Raw genomic sequence first — 21,797 nt, 5'->3', positions numbered from 1 at the left:
TATTTACTGGGTTTGTAGCCGTTTTTTTCTCTTCTAACTGTCAAAGACGGGATTTTAGCACGTAAAAGCGGGGCATGTCAAACAAAGACATGCCCCGCTTCTCTCCTTCTTTATACCAAACTCTTTCTTCAAGATGTACATTCCGGTATGTTCTGCCGGTATTCTTTAGGAAGTCTCTCATCTCCTGCCAAAAGCTGCTGGCAGGACATCATATCCAGACTATTACGAATCTCGCTCTCTTAGTACTTTTAAAACTTCAAACCTGGACTCTCCGGCTCCGATCACATCATCTCTTTGCAGCATCACCGGACGCTCTATCCTTTTCCCGTTCAGATATGTTCCATTTCTGGATTCCAGATCTTTTAAATATAGTTTATCTCCTTTTCTCACAATCGCACAGTGAAGTTTAGAAACCCTGGGATCTTCCGAAACGGAAAGATATTTTTCATATGTACGGACATCACTTCCCCGTCCGATCGCAACAGTATCATAGAAGATAAAACTATGCTTTTCCCAAGTATCCAGGTTCTCCAGAATGATCTTCCACTGCTTCTTTTCATTCGCTCTCTCTTGCTGTTCCGTCCGCCGTCTGCCTTCCTGCGCTGTATGCCTTCGTCCGGAATATTCCTCTTCATCAGGATCATACGCCCTTCCTCTGGCAGATATGCGGCCTGTATTTCTACTTTTTTCTTTTTTATTTTTTTTCATGCTTAGAAAAGTTCCTGTCAACAAGGCGGCACTTGCGCCGATGATCAAGACCATCGCAATCCAATAAATCAAATCTGACATACGATCAAATCACTCCTTCAATTTTTTATAGTACTATACTTTTTTATTCCCGGCAAGCAATTCATGTATATTTTTGAAACCTTTTGTCGAATCCCAGAATATATGATACAATAACGAAAGCGTACCTCATCCTAATATATGGAAACCGCGCTGACTAAGGTGACAATGAAGAAGTTTTTGTGTTAAAATGTGTTCAGTCTATAAGAAAAAGGAGAAATCACCATGACTGCTATCCGACCTTTCAAGGGAATCCGCCCCTCCAAAGAACTTGTTTCTTCCATTGCGGCTCTTCCCTATGATGTGTATAACCGAAGAGAAGCTCGTGAGATCACAGAAAAGAATCCCCATTCATTTTTAAAGATCGACCGCCCGGAAACACAATTTCCGGAAGATGCGGATATGTATTCTCAGCCCGTATATGACAAGGCGGCCAAACTCCTGGAAGCCATGCTCCTAGACGGCTCTTTTATGCAGGATGAGAGCCCCTGCTATTATGTGTATGCACTGACAATGGGGCAGCATACTCAGACAGGTATTGTCGGTTGTGCTTCTATAGACGATTATCTGAATCATATCATCCGCAAACATGAAAATACACGCGAAGAGAAAGAATTAGACCGTATCCGCCACGTGGATACTTTAAGCGCCCAGACCGGTCCTATTTTTCTTGCTTATCGTCCACACGCCGCCTTGAAGATTTTGTTGGAAAAGGTGTGTGCTTCTGCACCGCTCTATGATTTTGTCAGTGATGACTCTATCCGGCATCAGGTGTGGCAGATAAAGGAAATTAATCTGATCGAGCAAATCTCTCAAATTTTTTCCTCTATTGAGCAGGTCTATATTGCAGATGGACACCATCGTGCCGCTTCTGCTGTCAAAGTAGGCCTGATGCGCAGAGATGCACATCCTGACTACACCGGGACTGAAGAATTCAACTACTTTCTCTCTGTTTTGTTTTCTTCCGACGAATTACAGATTTTTGACTATAATCGTGTTATAACAGATCTCAATGGATATACATTTACTGAACTTCTCACTATGATAGAGAAGCATTTTCACATACAGAAAATTGGAAGTGCGCCATTCCATCCTCAAAAGAAAGGACAGTTTGGCCTATATGGAAATGGAAACTGGTACTGTCTGGAAGCAGATCCTTGTCTTTATTCAGATTCTCCTGTGGAAGCTCTGGATGTATCCGTCCTGCAAAATTTTGTACTTGCCCCTATCCTTCAGATACAAGACCCCAAAACCGATCCACGGATCCATTTTGTCGGTGGGATCCGGGGTCTTCACGCATTACAAGAAGAAGTGGATAAAACGAAGGGGATTGCCTTTTCTATGTATCCCACATCTATGGAAGAACTGCTTGCAGTGGCTGATGCCAATCTTCTGATGCCGCCAAAATCGACCTGGTTTGAGCCCAAACTGCGCAGCGGGCTTTTTATTCACCAGATAGAACATTAAAATTTATAAAAAGGAGCGAACGATTCATGGAAAGAAATGATATATGCTGGTGCGGCAGCGGCAAAAAATATAAAAAATGCCACATGCCGATTGAAGAAAAAATGATGCTTCATGCAGAAAAAGGGGAAATCGTCCCCACACGTAAAATGTTGAAAACCCCTTTCCAGATTGAAAAAATCAAAGAAAGCGCAAAGCTCAATACTGCGGTCCTGGACGAAGTGGCCAGGCAGATCCATATCGGTATGAGCACGGCAGAAATTGATGACATTGTATATACTTTTACCAAAGAACATGGCGGCATACCGGCGCCACTCAATTACCAGGGTTTTCCGAAGAGTGTATGCACGTCCATCAATAACGAAATTTGTCATGGCATACCGGACAGAGACATTATACTCAAAGAAGGAGATATTATTAATGTGGACGTATCCACAATTCTAAACGGATATTTCTCTGACGCTTCTCGTATGTTTAAACTAGGGCAGATTTCCGAACGCGCTGAGCGCCTTATACGTGTGACAGAAGAATGTGTCAATCTTGGTCTGGAAGCCGCAAAACCCTGGGGCCACTTGGGGGATATCGCGTATGCTATCAATAGCCATGCACAAGCAAACGGGTATTCCGTCGTAGAAGATATAGGAGGGCACGGCATCGGTCTACAGTTCCACGAGGATCCTTTCGTAAGCTATGTTACCCCTAAGGGCAGCGAGATGCTCCTCGTACCCGGCATGATGTTCACGATCGAACCTATGATCAATGAAGGCAGTCCTGATTTCTATGTAGATGAAGAAAACGATTGGACTGTATATACCATTGACGATGGACTGTCTGCCCAGATTGAATATATGGTACTCATAAAAGAAGACGGTGTAGAAATATTGACAAAATAACTATATATTGAACTGAAAAAAAGAACGTAAGTACGACAACTGCATATTACAACGCTCATCAGGGCTTTGCCGAAATTCCCCCGCTTATGCCTCGTTGTGCCCGGTACACCCGCTTGCAAGACATGTGTCACGGAATTCCCGAATGGGTATGCAATATACAGTTATCACGCTTACGTTCTTCTACGTTTAAGTTTTAACAAAACTTCCTTTTTCTCGTTAAATTTAGCAAATTTCTGCTCCTGCAGGCATATTTTTTTCCGGCACCATCAATGACAGATTGCCTTCCGCATCTTCTGCGCACAAAAGCATGCCTTCAGATAAAACTCCCGCTAATTTTGCAGGTTTTAAGTTTACAAGAACCATCACTTTCTTTCCCACCATTTCTTCTGGCGTATAATGTGCTTTTATTCCTGACACGATCTGCTTTACCTGGCTTCCGATCTTCACCTGGGAGCAAAGCAGTTTTTTCGATTTTTTTACCGCCTCACAGGCAATAATTTCTCCCACCTGGAACTGCATCGTGCCAAACTGTTCAAATGTGATCTCCGGTTTTGCTTCTATATCGATGACCGCTTCTTCTTTTTCGTCCTGTACCGGAGGATGTAACTCTTCTACCTTTTTCAGTACTTCTTCTACATCCAGCCTCTGGAAAAGAATCTCTGGTTTCGCTGTCACTTGTCCATTGCCAAGCTGCTCAAGGATCTTTTTACTTGTAGACGGCATATATGGCTCTAAAAGTCTCGCGCCTTCTGAAATACTCTGGATCAAATTCCACAGAACCGTCTCCAAACGACCCCTTTTCGCTTCTTCTTTTGCCAGGACCCACGGCATTGTCTCATCAATATATTTATTACAGCGCTTAAACAAGTTAAAAATCTCTGTAATTGCATCCGCAACTCTCAATTCATCCATTTTTGCGTTTACCAGCTTCGGCGTTTCTTCCACCACTCGTTTCAGATCTGCGTCTACCTCTTCTGAAATATCTTTATCCTGCACTGTTCCGCCAAAATATTTATTTGTCATAGAAACTGTACGATTGACCAGATTTCCTAATGTATTCGCTAGATCGGAGTTCATACGCTCTACCATTAGCTCCCAGGAAATAATGCCGTCGTTTTCAAATGGCATTTCGTGGAGGACAAAATAACGGACTGCGTCAACCCCGAAGAAATCTACCAGTTCATCTGCATAGAGAACATTTCCTTTCGATTTGCTCATCTTGCCGTCTCCCTGGAGCAGCCATGGATGTCCAAATACCTGTTTCGGCAGAGGCAGTCCTAAGGCCATCAAGAAGATCGGCCAATAAATCGTATGGAAGCGGATAATATCTTTCCCGATCAAATGTAAGTCTGCAGGCCACAGCTTCCCAAATTGTTCTGTACTGCTGCCGTCACAGTCATATCCAATTCCGGTAATATAGTTCGTCAGCGCATCCAGCCAAACATAAACTACATGTTTTTCATCAAAGTCAACCGGGATCCCCCATTTGAAAGAAGTCCTGGATACACATAAATCCTGCAGACCCGGAAGAAGGAAGTTATTCATCATTTCATTCTTACGTGATACAGGCTGTATAAACTCCGGATGTGTATTAATATGTTCGATCAGTCTGTCTGCATACTTGCTCATTTTAAAGAAGTATGCTTCTTCTTTTGCCGGCTGCACTTCCCTGCCGCAGTCCGGACATTTTCCATCCACCAGCTGTGACTCCGTAAAGAAAGATTCGCACGGGGTGCAATACATTCCTTCATAGTATCCTTTATAAATATCTCCCTGCTCATACAGCTTTTTAAAAATCTTCTGTACCTGCTTCTCATGGTCCGCATCTGTCGTACGGATAAATTTATCATAGGAAGTATCCATCAGATCCCATATTCTTTTGATCTCTGATGAGATGTTGTCCACGAATTCTTTCGGGGTAACATTCGCTTCTTCTGCTTTTAGTTCGATCTTCTGCCCATGCTCATCTGTACCTGTCTGGAAAAACACATCATATCCCTGACTTCTCTTGTATCGCGCGATCGCATCTGCCAATACGATCTCATAGGTATTTCCGATATGCGGCTTGCCAGACGTATAGGCAATTGCCGTAGTAATATAATATTTGGGTTTGTCACACATGTTTCTCTCTCCTTTTCTTTTTTTGATCACTTATCCCGTGCCGTGCACGGCTGTGAAACAATGATTCTGCTCATGCAAGTACACATTCCTGTTTTTATTTCATAAGAAAGCATGAAATAAAAAACCCGTCTTCTCTAAACACAGAAGACGGGAAATCGCCGTGGTACCACTTCTTATTCGCTTCCGCCTCACGGCAAAAGCCTCCACAAGTGCAAAAGCACTTACCGCTGTAATGGGCGGTCCCATCGCATGCTTGCCAGGATATCAAGACTTCTTCTATAATATACGATCTGCCTTGGCTCACATTCGCTGCTCAAAAGCCATCTTCCGCTTTTCTTCCTTCATCCCTTCTCATCATACAGGACTCTCTGTAAAATTCCAAAAAACGTACTCTCTTCATCATTGCCTTTTCTTCATATGGTAACAAAAATCGTAACACAGAAAACTTTCTTTTGTCAAGTCCTGGTAATCTTTCTTTATACTGTCTCTCCATTGAAGTCAACCTTATGGATTATCCAATAAGAAAATAAGCTCCGGCGGCGTTTGTTACCAAATGCCGGCCGGAGCCTTCTCCTCTTTAATACAATCTATATTTTACTTTTCCTTCACTCTCGGAAATTCCAGTTCTACCTTGAATAGATCTCCGTCCAGATACAACTGCATAGTCCCTCCCAACATCTTCATCAGGCTCTGGGCGATCGACAGTCCTAAACCGCTGCCTTCCGTACTTCTAGACAAATCGCCCCGGATAAAACGTTCCGTTAATTCGTCAGCAGAGATATTGAGCTGCTGCTCTGAGATATTCTTCAGGGAAAACAGCACGGTCTCCTCCCCTACTCCCAGATCCGCATAGACTCTTGTCCCCGGCATCGCATATTTTGCCGCATTTCCATATATATTCTCCAGAACTCTCCAGAGTCGTCTGCCATCCACACGTATGACTGCCGGCTGATCCGGCAGGCTTGTTATGACGGACAGATTCCGAGCGGCAAATTTCTCCTCAAATTCCCCTTCCGTCTGCTGGATCATCTCTACAAGATCGACATTCATAAACTCTAATTTTATATTTCCGCTGCTTACTTTTGACGCCTCTACGACATCCTCTGTCAATATCTTCAAACGCTGTGCTTTTGCCTCGAGGATCGCAAGATACCCTTGCACCTTTTCATCTTGCAGATTTTCTCTTTTTAGAAGATCCACATAATTGATGATCGAGGTAAGCGGTGTTTTAATATCATGGGAAACATTTGTGATCAGATCTGTCTTTAGCCGCTCGCTCTTCATGTTTTCCTCTACCGCGCGGTTCAGACCGCTTCCAATATTGTTGACTTTCTCCGCGATCTCCAGATTCTTTCCTCGTAATCCTTTTAGCTCTATCTGATAATCCAAATCGCCTGAAGCAATCTGCTCAATGCCTTTTTTGATTCGGTCTTTAGCGATCGCATTGCTCACTACTATATAAACAACGCCCAGATCTGCCAGTATGGCCGGTATCACAAATACAATATGCCAGCCTGTCACAAGGCACATGCCATGGAGAAAGGCAAGAACAATAAGAGAGGCGATGCCCTGAAACGTAACCGCGCGCTTTTTCCAAGTCGCTGCCGCAAAACCGCTGACTGCGTACAGCAGGCTGTTTTTCCAGACAGTTCCCGCCTTTATCCTTCTTACAAGACTGAGATATCCTGCGAAAAAACAAAGTGCCGTAAAAATACCGTATACTCCCATCACGATCATATCGGTTATGCTCAAATACGCCGTGGAAAGTCCGTTAAAATATACATACTGTATTGCATCGTGCAGATACGAAACATTGTATACCTGGGTAAGCCCTGACCACTCTGTCCCCACCATAATCGTAAAGGCCAACCAGATTCCAATAACGAGAGCTGCCGCAATCTCTGTTTTCCATCTGTCGAATCCATTCAGATGGATCTCATCATCTTCCGGTCTCCTGCCGGTGATCAACGTCATCCAGATCAGCGTAACTATAAATACGAACAGACTTGCCATACCTGTGACTGCACTGCTGCGCAAATAGGGAAGATTTGCGTCATACGTTTCTTTCGCCGTATAGAAGCCGTCCTGGATCGGAAAACCGGTATCTATACTTACGGCTAAGATTACATTTTCTCCTATTGTACCATCCACATAATACTTGACCATGTCATAGTATGTACCGGCGGCAATATCCATATTTGTCTTAAAATCTTTCAATTTAGGATAGATGATAATATATTTATCCTTTTCATCAGAGATCATCCGGCTGATATTCTCTTCTATTTTGTCAAACTCCTTGTATTCCGCCTTATTGGTAAATACAGTTTTTGTATCCTGATCCGCATATATATAGGTAAAATTCGTATTTCCTTCTCCATACGCATTCACACCTTTTTGATATAGATCGACAGCACTGCTCAAACTATACGCTGCGCTTTCCAGACTTCCATATATAAAGTCCAATTTTCCGTTTAAAGCAGGCGTTTTATTGACAACTTCCAGAAGCGTATTTGCTCCCTCCGGCGCATATTCTTCCACCATGGAACTTCCAAAATTCCAACAGTCCGTATAGACTGTTTCTCCCGCTTTATTTATTATGCTTACATCATAATGTCCCGGTGCAGTATAGAACCCCTGCTGCAGATCATACAAGAAAGACTCCTTAGATTCTTCCGACATTTGGATTTTAAGCGTACCGTCCTCCAACATGTTGAAAAATTCTTCCTGATAATAGTAGTAATACGTTCCATCCGGTTTCTCACATACGATCACACCTGTATCCGTGCGCATATACTGCCCGTCATTCAGAAGTAGTCCCCAGTTATACAGATCAGCCAGTCGGTATGCCAGACCGGATATATTCTTTCCAGAAACTTTACTCGTTTCTCCATATTCTATAATATCCACCAGCTTATTTTCATCATATACTCCATCTGTCTGTAGATTCTCTTCCCAGCAATACTGTTCAAGTATCGTATAGACCGCATTTTCTACTGCCAAATGAAAGTCTTCTGACTCTTCATAGGGAAGTTCCATAGATTCCCAGAAATTCTGCCGGAATATGTTTCCTGAAAACGAAAGGACCACCACCCCGCTTATCACTGTAGAAGCAGCCGCCAAAATGGCCAAAACAAGCAATATGGCTTTCGTGACCGATTTTCTATACCATTTATTCATACTACTCCTTTCCAAGGGCTACAGTTTCTCTATTTTATATCCAATTCCCCATACTACTTTCAAATACCTAGGTTCTTTGGGATTGATCTCTATCTTTTCCCTGATATGCCGTATATGCACCGCAACCGTATTATCCGCTCCGATCGCTTCCTCATTCCAGATAGATTCATAGATCTGATTAATAGAAAAAACTCTGCCCTGATTTTTCGTCAATAATAATAAAATATTGTACTCTATCGGGGTCAGCTTCACCGGCTCCCCATCTACGGTGACCTCCTTCAGATCGTCATTGATCCGCAGACCGCCCACTTCATATACTTTATCCTCGTCTTTTTTACTGTTTCCTCCAAGCTGATTATACCGCCGCAGCTGTGACTTTACCCGCGCCACCAATTCTAATGGATTAAACGGCTTCGTCACATAATCGTCTGCTCCTATATTTAAGCCCAGTATCTTATCCGCATCTTCTGATTTGGCGGAAAGAATGATGATCGGGATACTATTATTTTCCCGGATCTTCAAAGTCGCCCGGATCCCATCAAGCCTGGGCATCATGACATCTAAAATAAGAAGATTAACTTCTTCTTTCTCCAATATACTAAGCGCTTCCATTCCATCATATGCTTTCAGGATGTGATACCCTTCCTGAGTCAAATATATTTCAATAGCTTCCACGATTTCCTTGTCATCATCACATACTAAAATCGTATACATCTTCATCACCTCCCTTACAGTATACATGATATTGCATATTTTTTAAGTCCTGTTGACCAAAAATGTTAGGAATTTCTTAAGATTGCCCGCTGCTCTCTTCACATTCTGCTCTTTCTTTCCATATACTAATATGACAAATTTTATTTTGTATAAAGGAGTCATTATGAATATAAAAGGACTGGATGTAAGTGAATTCCAAGGAGTGATCGACTGGGAACAGGTAAAGGCGGCCGGCTATCAGTTTGCCATGCTGCGTGCCGGGTATGGTTTTAATACCGTAGACGCACAGTTTCACAGAAATGCATCTGCATGTAACCGTATAGGACTTCCCATCGGCGTATACTGGTTTTGTTATGCCATAAATCCAGAAACTGCTATCGAAGAAGCCAACGGATGTCTGCGCACGATTGCCTCTTACCGTCTGGATTATCCCGTGTGCTATGATATCGAACAGGCATCTATCGACTATGCTGCCGGGCAGGGTGTAACAATAACCCCTTCTCTTGCCACAAATATGGTAAAAAGTTTCTGTAACCATATAGAGGCAAATGGTTACTATGCTATGTATTACAGCAATAAAAATTTCTTAAACACCTATCTCCCCGCTGACCTTTCCCAAAGATACGCTCTCTGGTATGCCTATTATACGGACCGATTTGACGGCACTGACTGCGGTATCTGGCAGTACAGCAATCATGGAAACATCCCGGGGATCAGCGGAAATGTCGACTTAGATACCGGTTTCATCGACTATGCCTCCGTCATAAAAGAGGCAGGGCTCAATCATCTGAACGGAAGCTCGCCATCTCCCGCTCCCACACCTGTGCCGCCCTCCTCTGATTACGTCACGTATGTGGTACAGCCCGGGGATACTTTAAGCGGCATTGCGCAAAGGTTCGGCACGACCTACCAGACACTCGCCTCCTTAAATGGCATTTCTGATCCAGATCTGATCTACGCCGGACAGACGATCAAGATTCCAGAAAATACTGCCTCCACTTCGCAGACTTACACGGTACAGTCCGGCGATACCCTAAGCGGCATTGCACAACGATTTGGCACGACAGTCGGCGCCATCGCCTCCTTAAACGGAATTGCCGATCCGGATCTGATCTATGCAGGGCAAGTCTTACAAATATCGTAAACAGATCGATCCGCTGTATTTCCTGCATCTGTATTTCGGAATGTGCCTGCCGGATTTTAGAATTCTCTAATAATTTTTCTATTTCTTTTAGGATTTAAACATACTTTGGACACATTTGTTCTATATACTAAGAATCAGATAGTTGATAAACAACTATCTCCCCCCTCATAAAGTAAAGACATCTTGGGAGTTCCCAAGGTGTCGCACTTTACTCTCATTCCTTTAGATAACTATAAAAACAACGAGCCCCGTCAGTCGAAAGGTTGACGGGGTTTCGCTGTTTCGGCAAATTTTTAGAATAACTTCTTGTCTTGCTTAAACTACTTTGATAAAATAGTTGCAGCATTATCTGTATGTATACAGGAAGGCAGCCGCCTTCTGCTCTATACAAAATTATTTTTTGGAGGCAAATTTTATGAAATTATATACCTACCGCTCCACAGATCAAACCCCTCAGATTGGTATTGGCTTTAAAGAATTCCCGGACTTGCTCTGGTCCTTGGAAAGCTTCGGTCTTCCTTATACGGATATGAACGAACTGATCCGCCATGTCCCTCTGGATCAGTTGCTAAACCTGATAAACATTGAAAAAGCAAACCCACAGTCTGCTCTGAAGCTGGATACGCTGCATCTTATGGCGCCGATTCCCCATCCTGCACAGGATATTTTATGCCTGAGAATCAATTATGCAGAGCATGCTGTTGAATCCGCCCGCTTCCATAAAGACGCCTTTATCGTAAAACAGGAAAAGGCAGTATATTTCAGCAAACGTGCGCATACTGCAAGCGGTCCTAAAGATAGTATCCCGCTTCATGCTGACCTTACAGACAGCCTGGATTATGAGGCAGAGCTTGGCGTCATTATCGGAAAGGACTGCAAAAATGTAAAGCCGCATGATATCACCCCCGCCACTGCGTCACAGTATATCTATGGTTATACTGTCCTCAATGATGTTTCCGCCCGTGATCTGCAAGTAGACCATAAACAATGGTACTTCGGAAAATCTCTGGACGGCTTTGCGCCTATGGGGCCCTGTATCGTAACGGCAGATGAAATCTCGTTTCCGCCTATCCTGCATATTTCCTCTCGTATCAACGGTGAACCCCGTCAGCAAAGCTGTACAGATCGCCTGATCCACCCTATTGACGAGATCATAGCAGAGCTTTCTTCCGGCATGACTCTGCTGGCTGGAACCATTATCGCAACCGGAACTCCCGCAGGCGCCGGCATGGGATATACGCCGCCTAAATTTTTAAACAAGGGAGATGAGGTAATCTGTGAGATCGAAAAGATCGGAAAATTGTGTAATATCGTAGATTAAAAATTTATTCATCTATTCTTAAGAACGATTTTATATTTTTTCGTTTTCTTTTATACTTTACTCATAGTTTTGACATAATTTTGCTTTATACTAAAGTCAGATAGTTGATAAAGCAACTATCTCCCCCCTCATAAAGTATAGGCACTATAAAAGGTGCCGCACTTTACTCTCATTCCTTTAGATAACTATAAAACCAACGAAAACCCGTTAGCCGAAAGGTTAACGGGTTTTCGCTGTTTCCACATCTGCCCTGACTGCCTTTTGGTCAAATTCGGGTCAAATTTTTCTAAAGGAATATCTGTTGATTTTATTCTTTAAACTATAGTTATTACTTATTTGAAACCGTTCCGCAATATCTGAAATACTATCAGAATATCAATAACGACGAACAAACATTATTCTACTTTCTTTATCTAATGTTTCAAGAAAATCGTTGATTAAGTTTGATAATTCATTTACTTCTATTTCCTGTTCAACAGTCGTTGGGGCTATAAGACAATCCTCCAATTCCTGCAATGCTACATCATAGTAACTATTTCGCTTAATACACGTATTTTCATGATACTTCGCAGCAGATATGTTTCAGATAATACGGAAAATATACGCCCGTAAGGACTTTGAGCTTTGGGGCGGTATCGTGTTCCATACAGCAAGGTATGTATCATTTACACGCTCCTCTACATCACGATGATTTTTTAAAATATTTCTTGCGATACGCTCACACGCCATTCCATATTTTTCTGATAATTCTATAAGTGCCTGCTTTCGTATAAAAAACAAATCAATAATTTTACTATCTTCTACCAATCTATCAACCTCCTCTCATTTATATAGTATAGATTTTTCTCAAAATCTTACACCTGAAAACAATAACTTGAAACTTATTCAAAAAGTCAAATTTTCTACAGTATCGTTCCCACTATCACTTCGCTATACTTTAGAATTTTTAATGGATTATTTGAAAAGAAATATTGTTATAAAAGAAAAATTTTGCTAAAATGAGACAGGGCACTACATGAGAATGGTAGGCGGTTAGTCCTTCAACAGAGGGACTGAACCCTCTGATTACATAGAAATCCTGCTTACAGGAAATCTTGGAAAGGAGGGCTTGACTTATGAGCGATTTTGAACTCCTATCCATCGTACTAATGATACTGAGTATCGTTGTAACGATTCTGATAGCATATATAAATCAATCAAAAAAGTAACCGCCCCCGACCAAAGGAATACGGTTACTTTTTTGTAACTTTATCAAATTTGGACTAACCAACTATCAGTAGTGCCTTATTTATATCTATAATATACCACCCATTAAGCACATTGTAAACATGTAACTTTGTAAATGTATAAACATTCCAAACTGCTTTCGGTCAAATTCGGAGCAAATCCTCATAAAAATATATAACACTTTACATTTCGATTGAATTTAAAAACCCCGTATTTTCAGGCTTTTCAACACCTTATAACACAATATAAATTAGTTCAATAGTATCTCATTCCTTTAGATAACTATAAAACCAACATTTGCTTCCCTATGTAAGAAAAAGGAGCTGCTTGTCACGCTAAAATGTTTTAGTTTTAATCCTGCAAGTGTTTCAAACCGGTCATCTTTGAAATCGTAGGTATCATTTGATTATGTATACCTGCAACTTTTAAATATTGGATGCTCTTTATTTCCTGTAAGGAAGAAAAGTTATCCACTTTTGTCAGTTCGAGATTTAATGCATACAGTTTGGGGCATTTTTTTAATGGGTACAAATCAGATACTTCTCCACCTACCAAATTTAATTTACATAAGGCCGGCATTTTTTCAAGTATACGCAAGTCCTGAAGATGATATGCCGTCATCTCAGCCACTTCATTATGCGCATTCTCTTTTGTTAAAATAAGCGGTTTGTCCATACCCTTCATCCGCCCCCTTTTGACACTATTTTTACAAACAGAATATCACAAAACAATAAAATTGTATATCTCTACTCATCTTCCACTATAAGTTGTTTCCGTATCCTCTCTACATTAATCGTCAATCGCTTATTCCCTCTTTTAGGCAAAATCTTTTTAAAATTTTTTGCAAAATAAAACTATATGCAAAGCCTTTTCATCTTAGTATACAGCAGCGCAGATCCAACCTCTCTGATTGCATATATAAATCAATAAAAAAGTAACCGTCCCCAGTGTGGTGTTCTACCACAGCAAAGGATCACGGTTACTTTTTTGTCGTTGATCAGCTTTTCTTTTTTTCCTCTTACAGGCAAGAAGCGTATGCTGCTTCTGCGCCCTCTTCACGGATCTTCATGAGATTCTCTGTCACTTTTGCCTCCAGACCTTCGATCTTACTTAAGTCTTCTCCCCACATTTTTTCATTGGTGAGCACCGCATGTACCAGGTCTTCAGCGCTGTCTGCTCTGTGTTCATAGTAGAAGTCCAAAGCCCAGGCGTCATCCTGTACTTTATATGTGTTGCCCTTTGGACGTTTACAGATCAGCCCATCCTCTGTTCTCTCCTGGATGTCATTGCTGTAAAATGCGATATACGCTGCCAGACTCATAGTCAGGCATACCGGAAGGCTCTTTTTCTCTTTGATATATTCTGTAAAGGAAGGCATATTTCTTGCTCTCCACTTAGAAGTAGAGTTTAAGGATATGCTCATCAATTCATGATCTACAAAAGGATTGTTGAAACGATCTTCCACAGCGGAAGCAAATTCCATCAAATCTTTTTTATCTAACGGCAGTGTCGGGATGATCTCATCATACAGCATTTTATTCATGAAGCCTTTGATAGTTTCATTATGCATACAGTCTCTTACGATATCCTGGCCGGCAAGATAAGCGCCCAGCACAAATCCTGTATGCGCGCCATTCAAAATACGTACTTTTCTTTTCTTGTATGGAGTTACATCCGGAACAACATGGACATTTAATCCGGCCTTTTTAAATGGAAGGCGGTCTTCTAATTCTGCCGGTCCTTCAATGATCCATACGCCAAAGCATTCTCCGACATCTGTCAGTACGTCTGCATACCCATTTTCTTCTTCCATTTTCTTAACTTCTTCTGCGTCTTTGATTCTGCCCGGTACGATACGGTCAACTAACGTAGAACAGAAAATATTCTCTTCCTCGATCCACTTCTTAAACGCATTGCCCAGCTTCCAGTCATCAATATGACGCAGCACGCATTTTTCCAATTCTTTTCCATTATTATCGATCAATTCACAGCTCAGGATCACAAGACCTTTCTTGCCTGCTTTAAATCTTTCATACAAGAGCTTCGTCAATTTAGCCGGGAAGCTGTTCGGAGGACACTGCTCAAATGTGCTCTCCGGATCGTATACGATCCCTGCCTCTGTTGTATTCGATACGATATACTCCATCTCATCACTGCATGCCGCTTTGATGACAGCGTCAAAGTCTTCATATGGATTGATGCATCTGTTTACAAAGGAGATCACACGTTTCTGGTCTACCTTCTGTCCCTTTTCGCTTCCGCGCAGATATAAAGTATACAATCCTTCCTGCTCATTGATCAGATCTGTCAGTCCCTGGGGGATAGGCTGTACAAGTACACCTTTTCCTTTCCAGTCTGTCTTTTCATTTGCGCAGTCAAAGAAATAATCCACAAATGCTCTTAAAAAGTTTCCTTCTCCAAACTGCAGTACTTTCTCCGGCGCCTCTTTTTGTATATACCCCTGGTAACCGGATTTTTCCAATACTTGATAATTTAATTTTTCCATTTTCACAACTCCTCTTTTTATTTATTTTATATTTGTAAAATCAATGACAACTTTCAGCATATCGCCGCCGCTCTTATCGAAATCTGCAAACGCTTTTGCCGCCTCCTCAAAAGGATATACATTGGTGATCACTTTTTCCAGATCTGCCTTTCCTTCTTTTACTAGATCGATCAGTTCGATAAAATCTTTCTTCAAGGCGTTTCTGCTGCCAAAAACATTCAGTTCTTTTTTCTGTAAGAGTGTAAAGTTAAAGTCCAGATTCTTCTTGCCTACGCCGATCAGTACAACTTTTCCGCCAAATGCCGCCGCATCTACCGTATTCTGGAAAGTAGAAGGCAGACCTACGGCTTCGATACATACGTCAAAACCGTTCGGCTGTACGTTTCCATTCACTTCATATGTACCTGTGATCTCAGACACTGCCTCGGTAAAATGTTCAGGAGAATCATTTAAAATCGTCCCGGCGAAACCAAACTGTTCCTGCACATATGCCAGTTTCGGCGCCTGTACGTCGCTGATATATACCTCACCGCCTAATGCTTTGGCTGCAACTGCTGCCAACACACCTATTGTTCCGGAACCGACAACCAGTACCTTATCCCCTTTGTTGATACCTGCTCTCTGCACGCCGTGATAACTGATACAGAATGGCTCGATCGCCGCTAATACTTTTGGGGAAAGACCTTTTCCATCATAGACACGTTCGATCGGCATTGTGATGTATTCCTGAAAAGCGCCGTCTCTCTGACATCCCATTGTCTCATTGTTCATACATGCATTGACGATTCCTCGTTTGCAGCTATAGCATGTTGTACAGTTAAAATATGGATTGCAGGTTACGATCATCCCCGGCTTCAACCCTCTGTCATTGTCATCAATTTCAACGATCTCTGCGCTGAATTCGTGTCCCGGTATACGCGGGTAATCAAAGTATGCAAAAGTTCCTCTGTAAGAGCCCAGATCACTTCCACAGATTCCTCCGTATAATAATTTCAGCAAAACCTCTCCCGGTTTTCTGACCGGCTTTTCCACCTCGCAAATTTCTACTTCTCCTGGTGCGTTGATTCTGATTGCTTTCATTTTGGTTTTCCTCCTGACCTTTTATGCTTCTTATTTATTACCAGAGGTTGCCATCCTCATCAAAAGGCAGATACTCTGGCTGTGATTCGATTTCTATATTTTCATTTTTTACAGCTTCTTCATAATAAGATTCTGACAGCATGATATGCTCAATATGCAGACTATTAGGGATCCTTACAATGCGTGGAGATGCCTTATCTATTTCATTGCAGGTTCTTACACATACTTGTATTGCCTCTCTGTCGCTTTCCATGATGATCGGAATCCTGACTCCGCCTAATACTGTACAGGTAATTGCATTTGGATACATAGATGCCAAATCTAGTTTATCAAACACTCTTTTCGTAGTCGCACTGGAATACCCTAATCCAATCCCATTCCCATGTGTCTCCGGACTTAAGTCCAAAACACATACGCGCTGTGCTTGTATGCCGCCGGTAGCATACGGAGTACAAAATGTCCCGGTTATATTAGGATCCATACCATCCCCGCTAAAGTTTTTGCCAATCTGATCCACTACGAGCACATCGCAGCTATCTACAAGAATTCGAGGCATATTGGCAGCCGCCTCTTTTAACAGATCCGGCTCTTTTTCTTCAATTTCATCTGCATTTACTGCAACAATCTTGCACGTCTCGTCATAGGCATTTTCAATAGTCGGAACAGCAAATAAGATGGGCGCATTTTTTATGATTGCTTTTCCAAATAACGGAACATTTTTCGCCATATTTTTAAAGCCGGCTTCATGACAAACTTCTGCACCATGCTGTTTTCCCAATCCGATTGCCATCATCTTCATAATGCCGCTTTCATAAGGTCCCCGGAATGCGGTATGCGGTTTGATCCTGCATCCCAAGATAATGCCATCTGACTCGGCCGCATATTTGTCAATAAATACCTCCCTGCCATCTTCTGTCAGACCGATTTTCTTTACTTCCATAGAGGAACGAATCGGACACCCCATGTCTTCTTCTGTGATTCCATATCCTTCTAATATCGCTTTCTGTCCTTTTGCCGTAGCTCCTCCGTGGCTTCCCATGGCAGGTACAATAAAAGGTTCCGCACCTTTCTCCTTCACAAAATCCACAATACATTTTGTCGTCAGATCCACATTGGCAACACCTCTGCTCCCTGCCGTGATCGCGATGTGCATTCCCGGACGTATCTGTGACGAAAATTTTTCATCCGAAAGAAGCTCTTTAATAATGTTCGGAATTTCTTTCACATCTATACTGTTACGTAAAAACTTCTGCCTTACTTTGAACATTTTCGGCAGCTTTTGGTCACTCACTAAATCCGCCACAAATTGTCGTTCTCTCATGTTTCCTCCTATTGTACTCTCTATTGCATTATGTGTTGTATACATTATAGTACCTTTTAAGTTTTTTTGCAATTACTTTATAGAAAATAATTAATTTTTTATATTTTTATCCTTCTTTTTTATAGACTTTATGAATGCAAAATCTATCTGCAGCCATGATTTTTAGGTATATTTGAATATAAAAAAGCCAAAAATCTCCCTATATATGCCAAATATGTATAGTTTCAAACAACGCAGACACCCTATATAGGAGAGAAGGCATTGATCCACATACATGAATCAATGCCTTCTCTCCTATATCTACAGCAGCATATCGCCGCTTTCTATCATGGTCGCAAAGGATGCCCTTTTCGAGCAAACCAAATGTTCCCTCATCGCATCTGCCGCATCCGTCCATCTTTCTTCCAGACACGCTTCTATAATTTTAATATGCTCTCTTTGTGTCTCCTCAAGACGCTCTTTGCTTTTCACTCCAGACAAGATCCGCAGCCGCTGGTTCTGATAACTGATCCGTTCATACAGTGCTTTAAAATACTCATTTTCTGTCGCATTGATCATCTCCAGATGCATTTGGTCGTCAAGATCGTATATATCATCCTGCACTTCTTCTCCTTGACGTGTCTTTTTTCCCATTTCTCGGATCCGCTTCTCATAATATTGGAACCGTTCCTTAGCAATATCAATTGCATAATGCGCGATTGCATACGGCTCTATCAGCATGCGCGCTTCATACAGCGAATTAATCTCTCGGATAGAAAGCGAGGACACCATGATTCCCTTTTTAGGCAAGATCCTCACCAGATCTTCCTGCTCTAACCTGCTAAGAGCATCCCGGATCGGGGTTCTGCTTGCCCCAATCTCCTCTTTCAGCTTTTCTTCATTTAAAAGAAAATTGGGAGGATACTTGCACGTTATGATCTTATTTTTAATTATATTATATGCCTGCTGCTTCAAGGACTCTTTCTTCATCTCTTTACCGCCTATACTCCTTTATTTCTTCAACATCCATCATCCCATCAAAACACAAGTCCGGACGGGAGCACATCCGATACGTATTCGTCCGCACACAAAATGCCTTACTTATTATTATACCATATTATCCGCAAATGATACAGCCTTACTTTTTTGCTTTCTGTTCGCTATGCCTCTGCACTGTTTGGCCGATCGCCAAAAGATGCTGTTACATCTTCTTGACTCCTGCATCTTTGCTCCAGAGTATACCTTCCCCCTGGCACATAAAATAGAACGGACTGTCTTTTGCCTCCAAACGCATCTCTCTGTCAAACATATACGGTTCGCTTCCATGCCGGATAAATGTCCAAAAATGACTGGGGATCGTCAGTTTCGGCTTTACCAGATTCACCAGTTCCACCGCCTCCAGCGCATTCATATTCCCATATTCACCATTGATTGGCACGATCAGTACATCTATATCCTGCAAAGCAGCATATTTCATCCGTTCACACTGATAGGAAGTATCACCGGAAAAATAAAACACCTGTCCTTCTGTACGAATGAGCATTCCCACCGCATCCGGCGCATGATCTCCATGATCTGCAAACACGGCCTCTATCTCAAAGCCGCCACATATGTATCGTGTCCCCTCATCAAATCGCACTAACTGATCTTGTGCGATCCCCGCCTTACAGCACATATCATACGCCGTCTTAGGCGCCAGCAGCTTTGTATCTATATTTCTCTGCATCAGCTCCGGTATAATGTCCATATCCAGATGATCCTCATCATGATGGCTGATCACCAACACATCCGGATTCAATTCCTCCGGCTCTAACACAGGCATCATCAGCCGCTTTAAACCGCAGATCCGTTCTACCGCATCCGACAGATAGGGATCTACTGCCAAGATTTCATTTTTACTATTTTTCAGCAAAAACCCTGCTTGCCCTAACCAAAAAATACCCACTTGCCCTTCCGCCGGTGCGCATATTTTAACTTTATCCACAAAATGCATTTATCCCTTCTCCCTTCTGTAAAAAATAAGCGCCATAATCAGACCTGCCAACAGGCACACTGCCATGAAATAAAAAGCCGCCCGCTCTGTCCAGCCCGTTTCTATACTGCCCACGATCACCGGAAAACCGGTCATCCCTATGGCATAGACAGCCTGAAAAATACCCATGGCAGTAGAATAATATTGCCTCGGAATTCCTTTCATGCTTTCACTCGTCAGCGATGTAAATAAAAATCCCATTGCAAATGCCGCCAGAATCTGACAAAAATAAATTCCATAAATACTGCGCATATTCGGAACAAGTATACAGTACAGAGCCTGTATAAATAAACCAACCGGTACCATCTTCGCATGTCCGATCCGTATAAAAAGTTTTTTCCCGGACAGATAAGAAAAAGAAACCGCAAATACGATATAAATAATAGAAGCCGCACCTACCTGCCAACCTGCCGCTCCTAATTTCTTGACTGCCTGTGTTGTAAAAGACATGCAGGTAGCCATCTGAACCCCTTGCTGCAAAAGAGCCAGACAGGAGAAAAACAAAAGTCTGCGATTGACAAACAGCTGTAACAATTCTGCTTTCTGCGCCTTGATTCCGGTATTTTTCTTTTCATAGATCCCCATACTTAAAAGCGTCCCGACCATCCCGGCTGCCATGCTGAATATGCAGATCCATCGCATTCCTACATGCGCATACAGCATAGAACTGATCACAAATCCGATCAATACCCCTGTATTATTTGCCGCGATCACTTTCCCGGTCGCTGTCTGGATGCTCTCCTCATCATAAAACTCCATGTAAAAAACCATATAAGAGATCCAGGCAGAAGCCCCCAGACCCGAAAACAGATTGGCTGCCAGAAATCCCGCCGCATTTGGAAATAGCACCCTTATCAAGGATGCTATTCCTACGCAGCATATACCCAGCATAATAATCTTCTTATGCCCGCCGCCCATATCAGCCATCAGCCCTACGGGAATACGGAAAAATATCTGTACCAATCCGTATGCTCCGACGATCACTCCGATCATATGAGCAGAAACACCGATTTCAGACAGATATGTCGTCTGGTAGGGAATATACACATATTGCCCAAACCAGAATACACATACCAAGAATAAAATCAACTTCATCTGTACCTTTTTATCTTTCATCAAAAGGGATACACCTCTAACGCATTTTTATAGTAAACTTTTTCCAGTTCATCCTCTGTAAAGATATTACCCTCTGTAATGTACTCTGTCAACTTCTGATAAGAATTCTGGATCAATACGGATGGCACGTCCGTTCCCCACATCAATTTATCCACTCCTACGATATCCTTCGCAGATTTAATAAACGCAAGTCCTGTCGGGAAAGGATATGTTTCCGGCTGTACATTAAACGGCACCGCAGCCAGATCAAAATAGATATTCGGAAGAGCCAGTGTTTCCATGCTTTCCTTCAGATAATCCGTGTCCTTATCTGCGAGCGTAGGCGCCAGCAGATGGCAGACAACTACTTTCAGTCCCGGACACTCCAATGCGATCTTCCTTACGCCTTCCGGCTGGAAACTGCTCATTCCCGGACTTCCTATATCCAGGACAAGCACTTGTGCATTTTTTTCGCATTTTTTTGCCGTGGGCATAAATACCTCGGCAATATCAAATGTATGATGGTAGGACATGAATCCGCCGCCGGTACTTGTCTCAAATTTTATGATTGGAAACTGAAGTTCCTGAGTCAGCCTGTCATAAATCTGATCCGCATATCTTGCCATAGGGTCGAATGTACCTGCTCCTACAAACATATCCGGATATGCACGCATTGCTTCTGCCACATACTCATTGGCAAATCCATAGAAGCTTCCCTGCAGGAGCACAGCCTTTTCTACTCCGTTTTCTTTTAGGACTCTATGGCATGTTTCATAGGTAAATCCTTTATCTCCCAGACCTTCCGGGATCATCTCTATGATATCTCCATTTGCCCATCTGCCTTTGCCGTTCCCGATCGCAGTCAGCTCGCCTTCTCCTCGGAACCCCTGCAGATTTTCAAATACATGCACGTGTGCATCTATGATCTTCATAATCC

General features: G+C 42.3%; 18 protein-coding genes. 4 read left to right on the top strand and 14 right to left on the bottom strand.

The window, feature by feature from the left end:
- Positions 1 to 222: 222 nt before the first annotated feature.
- Entirely contained in the window at positions 223 to 789 is a 567-nt protein-coding gene (locus tag BN3282_RS05630; RefSeq protein ID WP_117975114.1) for an FHA domain-containing protein, read from the bottom strand.
- 222 nt (positions 790 to 1,011) lie between these two features.
- Here BN3282_RS05630 and BN3282_RS05625 point away from each other — a divergent pair, with 222 nt between their 5' ends.
- Both BN3282_RS05625 and BN3282_RS05620 read left to right on the top strand, forming a co-directional pair.
- Positions 1,012 to 2,253, top strand: a complete 1,242-nt coding sequence (locus BN3282_RS05625; protein WP_059067346.1) for a DUF1015 domain-containing protein — start codon at positions 1,012 to 1,014, stop codon at positions 2,251 to 2,253.
- 26 nt (positions 2,254 to 2,279) lie between these two features.
- Positions 2,280 to 3,143: a methionyl aminopeptidase gene (locus BN3282_RS05620; protein WP_059067344.1), complete on the top strand. Its 864-nt coding sequence runs from the start codon at positions 2,280 to 2,282 to the stop codon at positions 3,141 to 3,143.
- A 222-nt stretch (positions 3,144 to 3,365) separates the two neighbouring features.
- Here the strand turns inward: BN3282_RS05620 and metG are convergent, their stop codons facing one another.
- The 4 genes from metG to BN3282_RS05600 all read right to left on the bottom strand — a co-directional run bounded on the left by metG (position 3,366) and on the right by BN3282_RS05600 (position 9,155).
- Positions 3,366 to 5,264 (bottom strand): methionine--tRNA ligase, encoded by a 1,899-nt coding sequence (gene metG / locus BN3282_RS05615; RefSeq protein WP_059067343.1) that lies wholly within the window; start codon positions 5,262 to 5,264, stop codon positions 3,366 to 3,368.
- Between the two features lie 313 nt (positions 5,265 to 5,577).
- The gene (locus BN3282_RS15640) at positions 5,578 to 5,757 is read right to left on the bottom strand and encodes a hypothetical protein (RefSeq protein WP_059067340.1); all 180 of its coding nucleotides are present in this window, start codon (positions 5,755 to 5,757) and stop codon (positions 5,578 to 5,580) included.
- Positions 5,758 to 5,858: 101 nt separating this feature from the next.
- Positions 5,859 to 8,441 (bottom strand): sensor histidine kinase, encoded by a 2,583-nt coding sequence (locus BN3282_RS05605; RefSeq protein WP_059067338.1) that lies wholly within the window; start codon positions 8,439 to 8,441, stop codon positions 5,859 to 5,861.
- 18 nt (positions 8,442 to 8,459) lie between these two features.
- On the bottom strand, positions 8,460 to 9,155 hold the full coding sequence (locus BN3282_RS05600) for a response regulator transcription factor (protein WP_059067336.1): 696 nt from the start codon (positions 9,153 to 9,155) through the stop codon (positions 8,460 to 8,462).
- A 163-nt stretch (positions 9,156 to 9,318) separates the two neighbouring features.
- On the opposite strand from BN3282_RS05600, the gene BN3282_RS05595 reads away from it, so the two are divergent.
- The gene (locus BN3282_RS05595) at positions 9,319 to 10,299 is read left to right on the top strand and encodes a LysM peptidoglycan-binding domain-containing protein (RefSeq protein WP_059067334.1); all 981 of its coding nucleotides are present in this window, start codon (positions 9,319 to 9,321) and stop codon (positions 10,297 to 10,299) included.
- A gap of 415 nt (positions 10,300 to 10,714) precedes the next feature.
- Positions 10,715 to 11,620, top strand: a complete 906-nt coding sequence (locus BN3282_RS05590; RefSeq protein WP_059067332.1) for a fumarylacetoacetate hydrolase family protein — start codon at positions 10,715 to 10,717, stop codon at positions 11,618 to 11,620.
- Positions 11,621 to 12,202: 582 nt separating this feature from the next.
- Here BN3282_RS05590 and BN3282_RS15310 read toward each other — a convergent pair.
- The 9 genes from BN3282_RS15310 to BN3282_RS05545 all read right to left on the bottom strand — a co-directional run bounded on the left by BN3282_RS15310 (position 12,203) and on the right by BN3282_RS05545 (position 21,792).
- Positions 12,203 to 12,427 (bottom strand): sigma factor, encoded by a 225-nt coding sequence (locus BN3282_RS15310; protein WP_242866606.1) that lies wholly within the window; start codon positions 12,425 to 12,427, stop codon positions 12,203 to 12,205.
- A 771-nt stretch (positions 12,428 to 13,198) separates the two neighbouring features.
- A complete protein-coding gene (locus BN3282_RS05580; RefSeq protein ID WP_147337200.1) occupies positions 13,199 to 13,522 on the bottom strand; it encodes a hypothetical protein in 324 nt (107 codons plus the stop codon).
- A gap of 343 nt (positions 13,523 to 13,865) precedes the next feature.
- On the bottom strand, positions 13,866 to 15,353 hold the full coding sequence (locus tag BN3282_RS05575; RefSeq protein ID WP_059067327.1) for a tagaturonate reductase: 1,488 nt from the start codon (positions 15,351 to 15,353) through the stop codon (positions 13,866 to 13,868).
- Between the two features lie 21 nt (positions 15,354 to 15,374).
- Positions 15,375 to 16,433, bottom strand: a complete 1,059-nt coding sequence (locus tag BN3282_RS05570; RefSeq protein ID WP_059067325.1) for a zinc-binding alcohol dehydrogenase family protein — start codon at positions 16,431 to 16,433, stop codon at positions 15,375 to 15,377.
- A 37-nt stretch (positions 16,434 to 16,470) separates the two neighbouring features.
- A complete protein-coding gene (locus tag BN3282_RS05565) occupies positions 16,471 to 17,754 on the bottom strand; it encodes a nickel pincer cofactor-dependent isomerase, group 22 (RefSeq protein ID WP_059067323.1) in 1,284 nt (427 codons plus the stop codon).
- A 300-nt stretch (positions 17,755 to 18,054) separates the two neighbouring features.
- Positions 18,055 to 18,723 carry a GntR family transcriptional regulator gene (locus tag BN3282_RS05560; RefSeq protein WP_059067321.1) on the bottom strand — a complete coding sequence of 223 codons (669 nt, stop codon included), beginning with the start codon at positions 18,721 to 18,723 and terminating at the stop codon, positions 18,055 to 18,057.
- A 211-nt stretch (positions 18,724 to 18,934) separates the two neighbouring features.
- Positions 18,935 to 19,726, bottom strand: a complete 792-nt coding sequence (locus BN3282_RS05555) for an MBL fold metallo-hydrolase (RefSeq protein WP_059067319.1) — start codon at positions 19,724 to 19,726, stop codon at positions 18,935 to 18,937.
- Positions 19,727 to 20,881: an MFS transporter gene (locus tag BN3282_RS05550; protein WP_059067317.1), complete on the bottom strand. Its 1,155-nt coding sequence runs from the start codon at positions 20,879 to 20,881 to the stop codon at positions 19,727 to 19,729.
- Positions 20,881 to 21,792: an amidohydrolase family protein gene (locus tag BN3282_RS05545; RefSeq protein WP_059067315.1), complete on the bottom strand. Its 912-nt coding sequence runs from the start codon at positions 21,790 to 21,792 to the stop codon at positions 20,881 to 20,883. The genes BN3282_RS05550 and BN3282_RS05545 overlap by 1 nt, the downstream gene beginning before the upstream one ends.
- Positions 21,793 to 21,797: the final 5 nt, after the last annotated feature.

The sequence above is a fragment of the Mediterraneibacter massiliensis genome, assembly GCF_001487105.1.
GTDB classification, from domain to species: Bacteria; Bacillota; Clostridia; order Lachnospirales; family Lachnospiraceae; genus Mediterraneibacter; species Mediterraneibacter massiliensis.
The sequence above is the reverse complement of the archived record's forward strand: the minus strand, read 5'-3'. Positions and strand labels throughout refer to the sequence as shown.

Bases quoted from the DNA above. Each gene is read 5' to 3' on its own strand.
- BN3282_RS05595 (WP_059067334.1), top strand. From the start codon at position 9,319: ATGAATATAAAAGGACTGGATGTAAGTGAATTCCAAGGAGTGATCGAC.
- BN3282_RS05565 (WP_059067323.1), bottom strand. From the start codon at position 17,754: ATGAGAGAACGACAATTTGTGGCGGATTTAGTGAGTGACCAAAAGCTG.
- BN3282_RS05555 (WP_059067319.1), bottom strand. From the start codon at position 19,726: ATGCATTTTGTGGATAAAGTTAAAATATGCGCACCGGCGGAAGGGCAA.
- BN3282_RS05590 (WP_059067332.1), top strand. From the start codon at position 10,715: ATGAAATTATATACCTACCGCTCCACAGATCAAACCCCTCAGATTGGT.
- BN3282_RS05575 (WP_059067327.1), bottom strand. From the start codon at position 15,353: ATGGAAAAATTAAATTATCAAGTATTGGAAAAATCCGGTTACCAGGGG.
- BN3282_RS15640 (WP_059067340.1), bottom strand. From the start codon at position 5,757: ATGGAGAGACAGTATAAAGAAAGATTACCAGGACTTGACAAAAGAAAG.
- BN3282_RS05560 (WP_059067321.1), bottom strand. From the start codon at position 18,723: ATGAAGAAAGAGTCCTTGAAGCAGCAGGCATATAATATAATTAAAAAT.
- BN3282_RS05570 (WP_059067325.1), bottom strand. From the start codon at position 16,433: ATGAAAGCAATCAGAATCAACGCACCAGGAGAAGTAGAAATTTGCGAG.
- BN3282_RS05620 (WP_059067344.1), top strand. From the start codon at position 2,280: ATGGAAAGAAATGATATATGCTGGTGCGGCAGCGGCAAAAAATATAAA.
- BN3282_RS05600 (WP_059067336.1), bottom strand. From the start codon at position 9,155: ATGTATACGATTTTAGTATGTGATGATGACAAGGAAATCGTGGAAGCT.
- BN3282_RS05625 (WP_059067346.1), top strand. From the start codon at position 1,012: ATGACTGCTATCCGACCTTTCAAGGGAATCCGCCCCTCCAAAGAACTT.
- BN3282_RS05580 (WP_147337200.1), bottom strand. From the start codon at position 13,522: ATGGACAAACCGCTTATTTTAACAAAAGAGAATGCGCATAATGAAGTG.
- BN3282_RS05605 (WP_059067338.1), bottom strand. From the start codon at position 8,441: ATGAATAAATGGTATAGAAAATCGGTCACGAAAGCCATATTGCTTGTT.
- BN3282_RS05630 (WP_117975114.1), bottom strand. From the start codon at position 789: ATGTCAGATTTGATTTATTGGATTGCGATGGTCTTGATCATCGGCGCA.
- metG (WP_059067343.1), bottom strand. From the start codon at position 5,264: ATGTGTGACAAACCCAAATATTATATTACTACGGCAATTGCCTATACG.
- BN3282_RS05550 (WP_059067317.1), bottom strand. From the start codon at position 20,881: ATGAAAGATAAAAAGGTACAGATGAAGTTGATTTTATTCTTGGTATGT.
- BN3282_RS05545 (WP_059067315.1), bottom strand. From the start codon at position 21,792: ATGAAGATCATAGATGCACACGTGCATGTATTTGAAAATCTGCAGGGG.